This window comes from Pseudomonas resinovorans NBRC 106553, from assembly GCF_000412695.1.
Lineage (GTDB): Bacteria > Pseudomonadota > Gammaproteobacteria > Pseudomonadales > Pseudomonadaceae > Metapseudomonas > Metapseudomonas resinovorans_A.
On record NC_021499.1, the window covers coordinates 3063718 to 3078926 of the forward strand.

Sequence of the window (15209 nt, forward strand, 5' to 3'; positions counted from 1 at the left end):
AGGTCCCTCAAATGACGTTGCGCTGGCGCAGTTCGGCGATGCGCTCGGCCGAGAGGCCCAACCATTCGCCAAGGACCGCGTCGGTGTGTTCGCCAATGGCCGGCGGCGCCAGTTTGTAGCGCACGGGAGTGGCGGAGAAGCGCATCGGGCTTGCAGCCGAGCGCACGGTGCCGTTCAACGGATGCTCCTGGGAAACGATCATCTCCCGCTCGATCACATGGGGATCCAGCTCAAGATCCTGCATGTTGTTGATTGGGCCACAGGACACGGTGTTGGCGTTCAGGTGTTCGATCCATTCGGCCTTGGTTCGTCCCCGCAGCGCCTCCGTGAGTTGCTGCGACAGTTCGCGGCGGTTGGCCACTCGGGCGCCATTCCTGGCAAAGCGCGGGTCTTCGATCCAGTCCTCGCGGCCCACCGCCTTGGCAAGGCGGACAAACTCACGATCATTGAAGGTGGCGACCAGAATGAAACCGTCGTCCACCGGATAGACGCCATACGGCGAGGCGCTGGGGTGATCGTTCCCGGTCCTGCCCAGTTCCTTGCCACCGTTGAGCCAGGCGGACAAGGTATTGAGCAGGGTGGCTGCCTGGGCGTCGAACAGCGACACGTCGATATGCTGGCCTTCGCCGCTACTGTTGCGGTGATTCAACGCCCCGAGCACGCCAATGGCGGCGTAGAGGCCGGCGCAGATGTCCGCTACCGGAATGCCCACACGCATCGGACCGTCACCTGGCTCGCCTTCGCGATGGCCAGTGACTGACATCACCCCAGCCATGGCCTGGATCAGGTAGTCGTAGCCAGATCGGTTGGCGTAGGGGCCAGTCTGGCCGAAGCCGGTAATGGAGCAGTAGATCAGGCGCGGATTGATCTTGCGCAGGTCCTCGTAACCCAGGCCGTACTTGGCCAGGGTTCCGGTGCGGTAGTTTTCCAGCAGAACGTCGCAGTTGGCCACCAGCTGGCGGATCAACTCAGCCCCTTCGGGTTGGGCGAAGTCCACCGTGATGGAGCGCTTGTTGCGGTTGGCCGCCTGGCTGTAGGTGGATTCCTGGTGCGGCTGGTTCTCAGTGCCCTTGATCCAGGGGGGGCCGATGCGACGGATGTCGTCGCCTTCGCCCTGGCGCTCGACCTTGATCACCTCGGCGCCAAGGTCGGCGAGGATCTGTCCGGCGTAGGGCCCGGCGATCACTCGGGTCATGTCGAGAATGCGGATACCGCCGAGTACTTCAGGGGAGATGTCGTTCATGGTCATACCGCGATGGTGTAGCCGCCATTGACCGAAAGGACCTGGCCGGTGATGTAGGAAGCCCCCTCGGAGAGTAGGAAGCAGACCGGTACCGATACTTCCTCGGGAGAGGCGAAGCGGCCCAGGGCAATCTGCTGCAAGTAGGTGTCGAGGAAGCGCGGATCGGTGCGCACCTTTTCGGTCATCGCGGTTTCCACCATGCCAAAGCACACGGCATTGGCACGGACGCCGTGCTTCGCCCACTCGCGGGCGGCGGTCATGGCCATGCCGAACATGCCGGACTTGGCTGCCGAGTAGTTGATCTGTCCGAGGCTGCCCCGGCGCCCGGCGTCGGAGGAGATGAAAACAATCGAGCCAGGAGCCTGGTCGCCGGCCTTGCTACGTTCCAGCAGGTGGCGACCGACGGCCTGGGTGAAGAGGAAGGATCCGGTGAGGTGCACGTCCAGCACCAGTTGCCATTGTTCCAAGGTCATCTTTTCAATCATTGCCGGACGACCGATTCCGGCATTGTTGACCAGGCCGTGGACTGCGCCGAAGCGGGTGATGGCCTGCTCCACGGCACTTTGAACGAAATCGGCGTCGGCCACGCTACCGGCCAGAGGCAGGTAGCGCTCACCCAGATCCTCGGCCGCCGCTTGCAGAGCCTCGGCATTGAGATCCACTGCGGCCACATTGCCGCCCAGCTCTATGGCCAGGCGGGCAATGCCCAGGCCGATGCCTTGTCCGGCGCCGGTGATGATAATGGTACGTCCCTGGAGGGACATCGGATTCTTGTTGGCCATGATGTTCGCCTAGTTGCGGTGGGGGTCGAAAACGACGAAGAACTGCTCCGGCTCGGCGCTGATGCGCGCCTTGACCCGCAAGCCAATGGTCACCTGGTCGGCAGGTAGGCCCTCGACGCGGGACATCAGGCGTGGGCCTTCATCCAGGTCGACCAGGGCGACGGTGTAGGGCTCGGCCGGAGGCTTGGGGCGCACCACGGTGACCGCATAGACCGTGCCCAGGCCCGAGGCCTCCACCCATTCAAGGTCAGTGGCTCCGGTGCCGGGCTCCAGTACTCGTGGATAGAAGAAGTGACGCTGGCTGGACTGACTGCGCTGGAGCATGAATCGCCCCTGCTTGAGGAACCCTTGGAATTCGAGATCGGGGCATAGGGCCATGGTGTGCAATCCCTGGTGGGCGCCTGGAGCCAAGCTGCTCGCGCCTGATTAAAACTGTCTGATTGTCATTGTTTGCCCTGATAGCCACCGCTGCCCTGGTTGACGAGGCAACGCTTAAAGTTAAAACTGGCGATCAGTTAGTTTTTAATATGCGAGCATTCAAACGGCTAGTCAAGCCGGGGCCGCTTTCGCTGAAACGGGAAACCTGATGACCGATAGCTCGAACTCCCTTTGGGCGCCCTTGCGCTTTCGTGCCTTTCGCTGGCTGTGGCTGGGAGCCCTGGCGATGAACCTGGCGATCTGGATGCAGAACGTCGGTGCGGCCTGGTTGATGGTGTCCCTGAGTGGCTCGCCGATGCTGGTGGCGCTGGTGCAGACCGCCATCAGCCTGCCGTCCTTTTTCTTCGGTCTCCCGGGTGGAGTCTTCGCGGATATCTTCGACCGGCGCCGTTATCTGCTGTTGACCCATGCCGGGATGCTGCTGGCCGCGTTGGCGCTGGTGGGGTTCTGCGTCAGCGGGATGATCAGCCCATGGTCGCTTCTCGCGCTGACCTTCGCCTTCGGCATCGGCTTCGCCCTCCAGGGGCCTGCCTGGTACACCACTCAGGCTGAAGCAGTGCCGCGTGCCTTCATGGCCTCGGCCATGGCGCTGTCCTCGGTCTCCTACAGCTCTGCCAGGGCGGTGGGGCCTGCGTTGGCCGGCGGGGTGATGGCGGCATCAGGCATCGTCAGCGTGTTCATCATCTGCACATTGTTGCTGGCGGGCTCGGTGCTGGTGGTGGCATGCATGCGCCGCCCTACCGAGGATGCCTCGATGCCCGCGGAGACCCTCTGGGCCGGATTGCGTGGTGCTCTGCGCTATGCGCGTTACTCGGAGGTGGTACGCACCCAGTGCCTGCGCACTATTGCCTTCGTTGGCGCGGGGAGCGGGCTCTGGGCATTGCTGCCGGTAGTTGCCAGCGAGTCCGGCGGTGCAGGGAGCTACGGCCTGCTGTTGGGCAGTATTGGTGTCGGCACCATGTGCGGGGCCTTGGTTCTGCCTATGCTGCGGGCACATCTGGAAATCAACCGCATGGTGTTGATCGCCAGCCTTGTCTATGCGCTGGGAATGCTCGTGGTGGCCGAGGTGCCGAGTACGATGGTTCAGTGCGTGGCACTCTTCTTCGCCGGGATAGGTTGGCTTTGTGTCGGCACGATAAACCTGGTGGCGATCCAGTCCACTGTTCCGCCCTGGATCCGTGCTCGCTCCGTGGCCATCTACATGCTTGTGTTCCAGGGCTCCCTGGCCATAGGCGGAGCCGCCTGGGGGGCGGTGGCAACTCGGATCGGCACGCCCGATGCGCTGCTTGTGGCGTCCCTGATGGTGGTGGTGTCACTGCTGGTCATGCGCCGCTATCGTGCTCGCTTGGGAGAGGAGGCCGAGGTGACGCCTTCCAGCCACGAGGTGCCGGCCTTTTCCTTCGCTGAGCTGCAACCTCAGGACGGCCCGGTGACCGTTCAGATCGCCTACCAGATCCGTCTTGAAGAACGCACGGAGTTCCTCCGCCGCATCCATGCGATGGGCGTCAACCGTCGTCGAGACGGCGCCAGTTTCTGGCGCGTCTACCGCGAGTTGGAGCGCCCGGCCTGGTACATGGAACGCTTCATGGTGGACTCCTGGTCGGACTACCTGCGGCAGCAAACCCGCGCCACACTGGCTGACCGGGAGGCGGAGGAGAGCGTTCGCGCGCTGCACGTAGGCAGTGAGGCTCCTCGGGTTTCCCATTACCTCAGCGAGCCTTTGCCGCGCAACGATTCCTGAACATACAGGAGCGAGAAAGGGGAAGCGCGTGGCTTCAACGAATGCCGGAGGGCAAACAAGCCCTGCTCTCCGGATTTCATCTGGGCTATGAGGCAATGGAAGCAAACGCAGCCTGAGCAAGTCCGCCTCAGAGGTTCAGATACTGCGCCATACCTGCAGGAGCCTTCTTGAGAGCCGGGTCGTAGCGTGGCGAGAACACCTTGAGCAGGCGGGGCAGACTGGCCCTGGCGAGGTGCCGCTTGACCACCCGCTCGCGCTCGACCGAGGCGGCGTGGTCTGCCTCCGATAGATTGCGGCGGTCCTGCTCGAGCAGGTAGGCATTGATCCGTTTGACGTGCCGACCGATGTGGGCAATCGCGTAGATGAAGCCATACAGGCGGTACAGGTAGCCGCGCAGGCCGTGTCCGTAGAGCGCCTTGTACACGTCGTAGCAGACGCTGCGGTGCTCGAATTCCTCGGCGAGGTGCCATTTCCACAGGGTCACAGCGCTTTCATCGGCACCTTCCAGGTAATCGTCCAGGTCGGTGAAAAACACTTCGGCACTGGACGAGCCCATGGCCTCGAAGCCTTCGGAGTAGGCCAGCAGGAAACGTAGTGGCTTGTCTTTCAGCCAGCGCCGATAATCGGCCTCATAGGTCGCCTCCAGCTTGCACATGCCGGCGTAGCCGCTCTCGTACAGGCGCTGGTTGAAGGCTAGGTGGCGCTTGCAGTGCTGCACTTCCTGCTTGATGAAGATGTCGACCTCCTCCAGCAGGCGCTGCTGGCCAGGCCGAGAGGCCAGTTCGTCGCGGGCGCGCATCATCACCTTTACCAGGAAGGGTTCGATGTGGGCGGGTACGGTGGATGCGGCGTTGTAGTACTGGGCGAACTCGCGGTTCGGCGCCCAGTCGGGGCGTACGTTGGCGAAATCGATTGCGGGGCTGCGAACGCGCATGGAATCTCCTTGCGGATGGTTTTCGGGAGCCAAGGCCAACGGCCTGGACGCACGGCTAGCGCCCAGGCCGGGGAGGTCAGGCGAATAGCTTGACTACTTCACCGGAGGTGACCGGGTTGCCATGGCGGTTCGACGGGTTGTGTCCGCCCATGCCGGGAACCGGCGTCACGTTGACGTGCCTGGCCTGGGCGCGCAGGGCACCCACGGTGCAGTTCTCGCGGCCGAGGATGGCGAACGGGTCGAAGCGGAACTCGCGCATAGCGTTGAGGTGGGTGGTTTTGTCGATCATCTCGTTGGGCAGGTGTTTGATCGCCCCCCAGACGGTTTCCGGCGAATTTGGCCAGACGCAGTCCGAATGCGGGTAATCGCACTCCCAGGCAACCATGTCCATGTTCAGGAAGTCGGTGCTGTGCAGGCCGAACTGGTCGTCGATGAAGCAGGTCAACACATTGCGCTTGAACAGTTCGCTGGGTAGCAGCTCGCCGAAGTCAGCGTTGGTCCAGGCATGGTGGTGCTTGTAGACGAAATCGGCGCGTTCCAATAGGTAGGGAATCCAGCCGATTCCACCCTCGGCCAGCGACAGCCGCAGATCGGGGAACTTCTTGAACACCGGCGAGAACAGCCAGTCGGCAGCGGCCCCGGAGATGGCCATGGGCATGGTCACGATCCAGGCGTCGATCGGCGAGTCCATCGACGAGTGCGGCGCCTGGTTGCCGGAACCGATGTGGCTGCTGATGACGATGCGCTCCTCGACAGCCGCCTGCCACAGCGGGTCCCAGTAGCCCAGGTGGATGCTCGGCAGGCCGACGGCCGCCGGGTTGTCCGGGAAGGTCACGGTGCGGCAGCCCTTGGCAGCCACGCGCTTGAGCTCGGCCACGCAGGCCTGAACGTCCCACAACGGAAGGATCGCCAGCGGGATGAAGCGGCCAGGGGCGGCGGCGCACCACTCGTCGATATGCCAGTCGTTGTAGGCTTGCACTATGGCCAGAGCGGCCTGCTTGTCGCTGGAAGCGATCAGCCGGTTACCGGCGAAGTGCGGGAAGGTCGGAAAGCAAATCGAGGCCAGCACGCCATCGGCGTTCATATCCTCCACGCGCTTGGCCACGTCGAAGGTGCCGCGGCGGATCTGGCTGTAGGCGGTCGGTTCCATGCCGTACTCTTCCGGCGGGCGGCCGACCACGGCGTTGAGGCCGAAGTTGGGGATCACCTGGCCGTCGTAGACCCAGGTATCGGCGCCTTTTTCGTCGGTCACCAGGCGCGGCGCGACATCCCTGTACTTGGCCGGCAGGTGCTTGTCGAACAGGTTCGGCGGTTCGATGACGTGATCATCGACGCTGATAAGAATGAGATCGTTCATGTCCATGGTTGTACCCTCTTGTTGTCGCTGGACTCAGTCGCGGGCGCCTTCGAGCAGGCCCTTGAGGTTGCTGTGCATGATCTTCTTGGTATCGGCATCGGACAGGTTTGCGATGTCCTTGAAGAAGTCCAGCGGGCGCTTGAGGCCCTCCGGGTGCGGCCAGTCGCTGCCGAATAGCACGCGGTCGGCGCCGAGCAGTTCGATTACCTTGTCCACCGGGTCCTCATAGAAGGGCGCCAGGAATACGTGTTCGCGGAAGCTCTCCACCGGGTCACGCTTGAACGATTTGGGCATCTTCGAATAGACGTGCTCGAAGCGCTTGAGCAGCGGCTCCAGCCACGCCGAGCCATTCTCCAGCACCGCCACGCGTACGTCGGGGAAGCGGTCGAACACGCCATGGCAGACCAGTGCCGACAGCGAGTCGGCAATCGGCCGGCCCATCCAGTCGAGCATCTCGTTGAACGGGTCCTTTTCGAATGGGCGGAATTCGCCCTGGCCACCGGCGGTCCACCAGCGGTAGATGCGGTTGTAGCCGGAGTCGGAGACGTGGTGGATGACGAAGATCTTCGACTCGTTGATGCGCGCCCAGAATGGGTCGAACTCCTTGAAACCGTGGGAGCGGCTGCCGCGGATACCGGCCACCGGAGCGGGGCGGATCAGCACGCAGCGGGCGCCGGCGGCGAGCAGGAAGTCCAGTTCCTTGCAGGCGGTTTCACAGTCAGACAGGTTGATGGCGCCGGCCGGGAACTGGCGGCCGTTGCCGAAACCGTATTCCTCGGCGACCCACTGGTTGAGCGAGTGGAACAGCGCTTGGATGGCTTCCGGCTTGTGCTCCAGGCGTTCCTCGATGACCGAGGCCAGAGTCGGCAGAATGATGGCCGCGTGGATGCCCTCCTGGTCCATCACTTTTAGGTGCTCGGCACCGTTGTGAAAGGCGGGGCGAGAGGGAATCGGGGCGCCGCCGTACTCGCGCAGGGACAGTCCCTTGGGGTTGTTGCCACGGTACCAGCCCTCGTGGGAGCCAATATCGGCGACATGCTCGAAGGTCGGGTTGGGGATGTAGTCGGAGATCACGCCGCCCACCGCCAGTTTAGTGCGGCCGTTGATCTGTACGTACTGGAAGTCGTTGCGGAACTGCTTGGGCAGGTGGCGCAGGAAGGCGTCCGGTGTTTCGTAGTAATGCTGGTCGCAGTCGTAGATGGGGTAGTCGATAGTGCTCACGCGCAGATCCTCGGTTGTTGTGGTTGGGTCGAAGGCCCGCAGCCATTACATTCCGACGGATTCTCGCGGCTCTTGATCTAGATCAATAAATGAATATATGTCAGTTATTTGTTTGTTAGCCGAAAAGAAAGAACCGGCCACAAGGGCCGGTTCTCTGATCTGGAGGAAAGCCTTCAGAGGCGTTCGAGCACCACGGCAATGCCCTGGCCGCCGCCAATGCACATGGTTACCAGGGCGTAGCGTCCGCCAGTGCGTTGCAACTCGTAGATGGCCTTTATGGCGATGATGGCGCCGGTGGCGCCTATCGGGTGGCCAAGGGAGATGCCCGAGCCATTGGGATTGACCCTGGCTGGGTCCAGGCCCAGTTCGCGGGTGACGGCACATGCCTGGGCGGCGAAGGCTTCGTTTGCTTCGATCAGGTCAAGGTCGGCAATGCTGAGGCCAGCGCGTTCCAGTGCCTGGCGCGAGGCCGGCACCGGGCCAATGCCCATCTGCAACGGGTCCACCCCGGCATGGCCATACGAGAGGATGCGAGCCAACGGCTTGATGCCTCGGCGCTCGGCGGTGGCGCGCTCCATCAGCACGAGCGCGGCGGCACCATCGTTCAGTCCGGAAGCGTTGCCAGCAGTGACGCTGCCGAACTGACGATCAAATACAGGTTTCAACTTGGTGAAGTCGTCCGGCGAAGCATCGCGACGCACGTGCTCGTCGGTGTCGAACTGCACCGTACCTTTTCGGCTTTTCAGGGTGATCGGCAGGATCTGCTCGCGGAAGTGACCCTGCTCAATGGCGACGGCTGCTCGACGGTGGGACTCCAGTGCCAGGGCGTCCTGCTCTTCGCGGGAGATACTGTGGGCTTTGCCGACATTCTCTGCGGTGATTCCCATGTGAACATTGTGGAAAGGGTCGGTGAGCGCGCCGGTAAGCATGTCGGTCAGTTTCACATCACCCATGCGCGCTCCGAATCGATTGGTAGCGCTGGAGTAGGGTGCACGGCTCATATTCTCCGCGCCGCCGGCCACAGCGACCTTGCTGTCGCCAAGGAGGATGCCCTGGGCAGCGCTGATGATCGCCTGCAGGCCCGAACCGCACAGGCGGTTCAGCGTCAGGGCAGGAACCTGTTGGCCGATTCCAGCCTGCATGGCCACTACCCGGCTGAGGTACATGTCCCGGGCTTCGCTGTGGATCACGTTGCCGAACACCACATGGTCTACTTCTTCACCAGATACGCTGGCTCGACGCAGGGCTTCCTCTGTCACCAGGGCACCCAGTTCCGTTGGCGGTAGGTCTTTCAGGCTGCCGCCGAAATCCCCGATCGCAGTGCGAACCCCGCTGACGATTACCACTTCATGCTCGCTCATCTTCGTTCCTCATGCTTGGCGTGATGCTGTAAAAATAACTACTAGTCAGTTATTATTCCGCATTCGCCGTTGGCATTGCCAGCGCCGAGGCTTGCAACCCACGCCACTTGAACAAGAACAATGAGGGCATCGTGATGAAGGTTGTGCTGAATCCCGGGATACTGCTGATGAATCGTCTGAGCTTCGCCATGAAGTTCAGCCTGATCAGCGCCCTGTTCTTCGTGCCTTTGTTGGGCACCAACTACTACCTGGTGCGTGATGCCCAGCGCCAGTGGAGCGACGCCAGCGCCTTGCTGGGTAGCCTGCCGCTGGTGGAGCAGGCTCTCGATCTGCAGTACCAACTGGACCAACTGAAGGACCTCACCCTGATTCGCGTGCGGGTCAGCCAGGTGAACAAGAGCAGTGACATCGATCAACGCATTCGTGCGGCCGAGGCTCGTGCGGTGGAACTGGCGCAACGACTTGAATGGAGCGGCGCAGACATCGAGCAGGAGCGCATATTCGGGCAGAAGCGAGATGAGCTGCGGGAAGGGTTGCAGCGTTTGGCCGGGGCCGATGGCGGTGCTCCTAAAATGGAGCTTGCAGGTCAGCTGGCCAAGCGTTGCGAGCTGTTCCTGATCTACCTGGTAGCTCAGGTCGGTCTCAGCCAGGATCCGCAGCCACTTGTGCGCCAGGTGGCCGAGTTGGTCAGCATCACGGCACCAAAGGTGATGCAACTTCTGAACAGTGCACGTGCCCAGGGCGCGGCGGCGCTGGGCCAGGGCTTCCTCAGTTCCAACGACACCATTCTGCTCGACAACTTGGTGGTCGAACTGGGGCAACTGGGTGGTGAGTACGGACTCAAGACCGAGGATCTGTTGGCGAGCGCCAAGGGCTACCAGGATCTCGCTCACGCGGTAGGTGAGAGTCTCAATGGCGTGACCGGCGCCCGTATGCTGGTGGATGAGCAAGTCCTGAATGCCACAGAACTGAAGACGCCGTGGACCGTCTTCTTCGACCAAATGGCCGGGTTCAGCCAGACCAGTCAGCGCCTAGGTGTAACTGCGCTAAATGTCCTTGGCGAAGAGCTCGAGGCGCGTGTCGCCGAGGCCCGTCGGCAAATGACCTTGCTGCTGGCAACGTTGGCGGCGATCTTCTTGCTGATCCTCTACCTCTATAGTGCCTTCTACCTCTCTACTCGTGGCGTGCTCGGCCAGTTGGGGAGGGTCATGCACAAGGTGGCGGCCGGTGACATGACGGCAAGTTTCCATGGCGACAGCCGCGACGAATTGGCTGACTTGGGAACCATCTTCAACGGCACTGTGGGGCAGATCCAGGACCTGATCCGCCGAGTCAGTGGTGTTGCCCTGCAGGTCGGTCAGCAGACCGCGTTGGTGCAGTCAGTCTCGGCCGCCAGCTCTCGAGCCGTGGCGGAGCAACGTGGCCAGCTCGAACAGGTTGCTACGGCCATGAACCAACTGTCCGCCACGGCCCAGGAAGTGGCACGTAGCGCCGTGGCCGCTGCTGACTGTGCCCGCAGCGCCAATGACGAGACTGTGCGCGGGCGTGGCATGGTTCGTCGTCAGGTAGAGAACATCCAAGCCTTGGCCGGGGAGATCGACAAGTCGATGTTGGTCATCAATCAGCTGGCTGCCGACAGTAATTCCATAGGCCAGGTGCTGGACGTGATCAAGAGCATCGCCGAACAGACCAACCTGCTGGCACTCAATGCCGCTATCGAGGCGGCGCGAGCGGGCGAGCAGGGGCGTGGATTCGCAGTGGTGGCCGACGAAGTGCGTACTCTCGCCCAGCGCACTCAGCAGTCCACCACCGAGATCGAGCAGATGATCGTCAACCTGCGTAACCGGGTTGGTGCAACGGTCAAGGCCATGGGCGAGAGCCACCAGATGGCCGGGGCAACCGCGAGTCAGGCCGACCACGTGGAGGCGGCGTTGGACAACATCCTTGGTGCCATCGGCACCATTGTCGACCAGAGTCAGCAGATCGCTGCGGCGGCCGAGCAGCAGACTGCGGTGTCCCAGGACATCGACAAGAATCTGGTGGGGATCAGTCAGGTGGGCGAGCGAACTGCCAAGGACGCAGCCCGTGCCGAGCAAGCCAGTGAGGAATTGCTCGGACAAGTGGGAAATCTTCAACAGGTGATCGGAACTTTCCGTATCTGAAGACTCACATGACGCCTCCGCACCCTCGGCTTGTCTGCGATGTGGCGGACGCAGAAGCCCAAAACAGGACCAACTGATGAGCGAAACTTCAGCTCCCGCTGTACTGTCCCTGCCACCCTTGCTGTTCGCCAACATGGCCTGCACCATGGCCGTGGTCTCGTTTGTCTCCCTGGCCGGTCCAATCTCGCGCCTGCTAGGCCTGCAACCCTGGCAGGCGGGCTTTGCTGTCACCCTGGGTGGCATCCTGTGGATGCTGCTGGCCCGGTTCTGGGGAGCGATGGCCGACCGCCACGGACGCCGGCATACCCTGCTGCTGGGTGCAGCAGGCGTGATTTTGGCGTACTGGAGCATGTGCGCGGTCATCGTTCTGTCGCTGCGCCTGCTACCTCCGGCGTTACTGGCATTCATCGGACTGGTGCTCACCCGGGGCGCGGTCGGTGCTTTCTATTCTGCGATCCCTACCACGGCCCAGGCCCTGATCGCCGATCACTACGCCCCGGCCGAACGGGCCGGAGCATTGGCGGCTCTGGGCGCCTCAGGCGCCTTCGGCATGGTGGCTGGCCCGGCCCTGGCTGGCCTGCTGGCGCAATCCAACCTGACCTTGCCGCTTTATGTCACCGCGTTGCTGCCTGTAATCGGCTTTTTTGCCCTGTGGTACACCTTGCCGCGTCATGAGCACCTGCGCCACCGCAGCAAGGTACTTTTGCGCTTGGCCGATCCTCGCTTACGCCGGGCCATGACGGTCTGTCTGGTCGTGGTGAGTGCCATAGGTGCCGCGCAGATGACCGCGGGTTTTTATGCCCTTGACCGCCTGCACCTAGAGCCGGTTTCCGCAGCCAGGGCCGCCAGCCTCGCGCTGACGCTGACCGGTCTCGCCATGATCCTGGCGCAATTGCTGGTGCGTCGCCTGGGCTGGTCGGCGCAGCGGCTCATCCGCATCGGCGGCTTGGTTGCGGCGGCAGGTTTTTTCATGACCGCGCTGACCTCCTCGGTCATGTTGCTTGCTGTCAGCTTCTTCATTTCCGCCCTAGGCATGGGCTGGTTGTTCCCGGCCTTCGCGGCCCTGGCGACGAATGCGGTCGAGCCTCACGAACAGGGGGCAGCGGCGGGTTCGATCGGGGTAATGCAGGGGCTTGGCATCGTGGTCGGCCCATTGGCCGGGACGCTGCTGCTCGGCATCGGCTCAACAGTACCGTTCTGGGTACTGGCGGTACTGCTGGCAGGAACGGCACTCTGGCCGTCCGGGACTGGGCCGGTGCGGGACTGAAGGTGGTAAAAGCGGAGGGGGGGCAAGCCATCCATGTTAACGGATGGCTTTGCCGGCTTGGTGCGAGAAGGTCAGTTTCTGCTCTTGAACGACAAGCGGAAACGATGCAGCAGAGGTTCGGTATAGCCGCTTGGTTGCGCGCAACCTTCGAAGACCAGCGCACAAGCGGCCTGGAAGGCAACGGAAGAGTCGAAGTCCGGCGCCATGGGCCTGTAGTTCGGGTCGCTAGCGTTCTGCTGGTCAACCACCTTGGCCATGCGCTGTAGCACCTCAAGAACCTGGTCGCGGCTGACCACGCCATGGCGGAGCCAGTTGGCCATGTGTTGACTGGAGATGCGCAGGGTGGCGCGGTCTTCCATCAGGCCCACGTCGTGAATGTCCGGCACTTTGGAACAGCCGACACCTTGTTCTACCCAGCGCACCACATAGCCGAGCAGGCCCTGGGCGTTGTTCTCCAGCTCTTCGCGAATGGCAGAGGCGTCCCACTCAGGCCTCTCGGCCACCGGCACCGTCAGCAGGCCGTTGAGCAACCCTTCGCGTTCGGTGGCGAGATCGATGCGCTCCAGCTCCTGCTGCACCTCCTGCACATCCACCTGGTGGTAATGCAAGGCGTGTAGGGTAGCCGCAGTTGGAGAGGGCACCCAGGCGGTGTTGGCGCCGGCCTTGGGATGGGCGATCTTCTGCGCCAGCATGGCCGCCATCAGGTCCGGCATGGCCCACATGCCCTTGCCGATCTGCGCGCGGCCGCGCAGGCCGCAGGCTAGGCCCACCAGCACGTTGTTGCGCTCGTAGGACTGAATCCAGGCGGTGGATTTCATATCGCCCTTGCGCAGCATCGGGCCAGCTTCCATGGCGGTGTGCATCTCATCGCCGGTACGGTCGAGGAAGCCGGTGTTGATGAACGCCACTCGTGCCGAGGCAGCGCTGATGCAGGCCTGGAGGTTGACACTGGTGCGTCGCTCCTCGTCCATGATCCCCATCTTCAGCGTATGGCGTGGCAGATTCAGTAAATCCTCCACGCGGCCGAAGAGTTCATTGGCGAAGGCGACTTCGCTCGGGCCATGCATTTTCGGTTTGACGATATAGATGGAGCCGCACCGCGAGTTGCGCCGGCTCTTCAGATCGTGCAGCGAGGCGAGGGTGGTGACCACGCCGTCGAGAATGCCTTCGGGAATCTCCCGACCTTCGCCATCGAGGATGGCCGGGTTGGTCATCAGGTGGCCGACGTTACGCACGAACATCAGCGAACGGCCGGGCAGTCTCAGGGCCGAACCGTCAGCAGCCGTGTAGCTACGGTCGGCATTGAGGCTGCGGGTGAACGTCTTGCCGCCCTTGCTGACTTCTTCGGTGAGCTCGCCCTTCATCAGGCCAAGCCAGTTACGATAGACCTGTACCTTGTCGGCGGCATCCACCGCGGCCACCGAGTCCTCGCAATCCATGATGGCGCTGAGGGCGGCTTCCAGCAGCACGTCCTTGATCCCGGCGGCGTCGGTTGTGCCAATGGGGTGGTTGGTGTCGATCTGGATCTCGAAGTGCAGGCCGTGGTTTTTCAGCAGGATGGCGCTCGGTGCTTGTGCCGCGCCCTGGAAGCCGATGAAGCGCCGTGGATCGCGCAGCGTGCTCTGGCGGTCGCCGAGGCTAACCAGCAACTGGCCATTCTCCACCCGATAGCGGGTAGCCTCGGTATGTGAGCCGTCGGCTAGCGGCGCGGCCTGGTCAAGGAAGGCGCGGGCAAAGGCAATCACTCGTGCGCCGCGCACCGGATTGTAGTCGGCACCTTTCTCCGCGCCGTCGTCTTCAGGGATGGCATCGGTGCCGTAGAGCGCGTCGTAAAGCGAACCCCAGCGCGCGTTAGCGGCGTTCAGCGCGTAACGCGGGTTGGACATGGGGACGACCAATTGCGGCCCGGCCTGTTCGGCGAGCTCCGGATCGACATCAGTGGTCGTGGCCTGCACTTGCTTCGATTGCGCCGCCAGATAGCCTATCTCGCCCAGGAATTTGCGGTACGCCGACATGTCGCGGATGGGGCCTGGGTGGCTGCGGTGCCAGCTATCCAGTTCGCTTTGCAGGCGATCCCGCTCGGCGAGGAGGTCGCGGTTCTTCGGCGCCAGGTCGTGGACGAGGGCATTGAAGCCCTGCCAGAACCTGTCCTGGTCCAGGCCGGTGCCCGGCAGCGCTTCGTTTTCGATAAAGGCAGCCAGTTCAGTGGCCACCTGCAGGCGGTGGCGACTCACGCGTTCGGTCATGCTGTTTCTCCGTTGAAAATCAGGCCAGGCACTGGGCACCGGCGCGGGCGATCTGGGCGTCCTGCTCGGCCTTGACACCGGACACGCCGATGGCACCGACCACCTGGCCGTCCACCATCACCGGCACACCGCCCTCCAGGGAGGTGAGCAAGGGTGCCGAGAGAAAGGCGCTGCGCCCGCCGTTGACCATATCTTCGTAGCCCTTGGATTCACGGCGGCCGAGGGCGGCGGTACGAGCTTTCTCCGTGGCGATGTAGGCGCCAATCGGTGCGCAACCGTCGAGACGCTCCAATGCCAGCGGATGACCGCCGTCGTCGACGATGGCTATGGACACGGTCCACTGGTTGGCTTCGGCCTCGGCGCGAGCGGCGGCGAGGATGCGGGTGACTTCGTTCTGGTTGAGCACTGCTTTGGTTTGCATGGTTTTTCTCGCAAGTGTGTTCAGTTCATGTAGCCC

The 15209-nt window shown here is 62.8% G+C and carries 12 protein-coding genes; 3 read left to right on the forward strand and 9 right to left on the reverse strand.

The features are described 5' to 3' along the window. Positions 1-7: 7 nt before the first annotated feature. The 3 genes from PCA10_RS13780 to PCA10_RS13790 are packed head-to-tail and all read right to left on the reverse strand — an operon-like array spanning position 8 to position 2349. On the reverse strand, positions 8-1249 hold the full coding sequence (locus PCA10_RS13780; RefSeq protein WP_016492708.1) for a CaiB/BaiF CoA transferase family protein: 1242 nt from the start codon (positions 1247-1249) through the stop codon (positions 8-10). Further along, the gene (locus tag PCA10_RS13785) at positions 1246-2025 is read right to left on the reverse strand and encodes an SDR family NAD(P)-dependent oxidoreductase (protein WP_016492709.1); all 780 of its coding nucleotides are present in this window, start codon (positions 2023-2025) and stop codon (positions 1246-1248) included. The genes PCA10_RS13780 and PCA10_RS13785 overlap by 4 nt, the downstream gene beginning before the upstream one ends. Before the next feature lie 9 nt (positions 2026-2034). After that, complete coding sequence (locus PCA10_RS13790; protein WP_231866628.1) at positions 2035-2349, reverse strand: Zn-ribbon domain-containing OB-fold protein; 315 nt, start codon at positions 2347-2349, stop codon at positions 2035-2037. A 262-nt stretch (positions 2350-2611) separates the two neighbouring features. On the opposite strand from PCA10_RS13790, the gene PCA10_RS13795 reads away from it, so the two are divergent. Next, positions 2612-4204: an MFS transporter gene (locus tag PCA10_RS13795; RefSeq protein WP_041770267.1), complete on the forward strand. Its 1593-nt coding sequence runs from the start codon at positions 2612-2614 to the stop codon at positions 4202-4204. Between the two features lie 127 nt (positions 4205-4331). Here the strand turns inward: PCA10_RS13795 and PCA10_RS13800 are convergent, their stop codons facing one another. The 4 genes from PCA10_RS13800 to PCA10_RS13815 form a co-directional block, all read right to left on the reverse strand. Then, positions 4332-5138, reverse strand: coding sequence for a metal-dependent hydrolase (locus tag PCA10_RS13800; protein ID WP_016492712.1), 807 nt, complete (start codon positions 5136-5138; stop codon positions 4332-4334). A 76-nt stretch (positions 5139-5214) separates the two neighbouring features. Further along, on the reverse strand, positions 5215-6501 hold the full coding sequence (locus PCA10_RS13805; protein WP_016492713.1) for an amidohydrolase family protein: 1287 nt from the start codon (positions 6499-6501) through the stop codon (positions 5215-5217). 27 nt (positions 6502-6528) lie between these two features. Further along, the gene (locus tag PCA10_RS13810; protein ID WP_016492714.1) at positions 6529-7716 is read right to left on the reverse strand and encodes an amidohydrolase family protein; all 1188 of its coding nucleotides are present in this window, start codon (positions 7714-7716) and stop codon (positions 6529-6531) included. Positions 7717-7889: 173 nt separating this feature from the next. Next, complete coding sequence (locus PCA10_RS13815) at positions 7890-9077, reverse strand: acetyl-CoA C-acyltransferase family protein (RefSeq protein ID WP_016492715.1); 1188 nt, start codon at positions 9075-9077, stop codon at positions 7890-7892. Positions 9078-9211: 134 nt separating this feature from the next. Between PCA10_RS13815 and PCA10_RS13820 the strand changes: the two genes are divergently transcribed. Both PCA10_RS13820 and PCA10_RS13825 read left to right on the forward strand, forming a co-directional pair. Next, positions 9212-11239 (forward strand): methyl-accepting chemotaxis protein, encoded by a 2028-nt coding sequence (locus tag PCA10_RS13820; protein WP_016492716.1) that lies wholly within the window; start codon positions 9212-9214, stop codon positions 11237-11239. Positions 11240-11315: 76 nt separating this feature from the next. Next, on the forward strand, positions 11316-12506 hold the full coding sequence (locus PCA10_RS13825) for an MFS transporter (protein ID WP_016492717.1): 1191 nt from the start codon (positions 11316-11318) through the stop codon (positions 12504-12506). Positions 12507-12577: 71 nt separating this feature from the next. On the opposite strand, the gene PCA10_RS13830 is transcribed toward PCA10_RS13825, so the two are convergent. Together PCA10_RS13830 and PCA10_RS13835 are read right to left on the reverse strand one after the other, a co-directional pair. Next, the gene (locus PCA10_RS13830) at positions 12578-14752 is read right to left on the reverse strand and encodes a malate synthase G (RefSeq protein WP_016492718.1); all 2175 of its coding nucleotides are present in this window, start codon (positions 14750-14752) and stop codon (positions 12578-12580) included. 19 nt (positions 14753-14771) lie between these two features. Continuing rightward, positions 14772-15173, reverse strand: a complete 402-nt coding sequence (locus PCA10_RS13835; RefSeq protein WP_016492719.1) for a heme-binding protein — start codon at positions 15171-15173, stop codon at positions 14772-14774. Between the last annotated feature and the right edge of the window lie 36 nt (positions 15174-15209).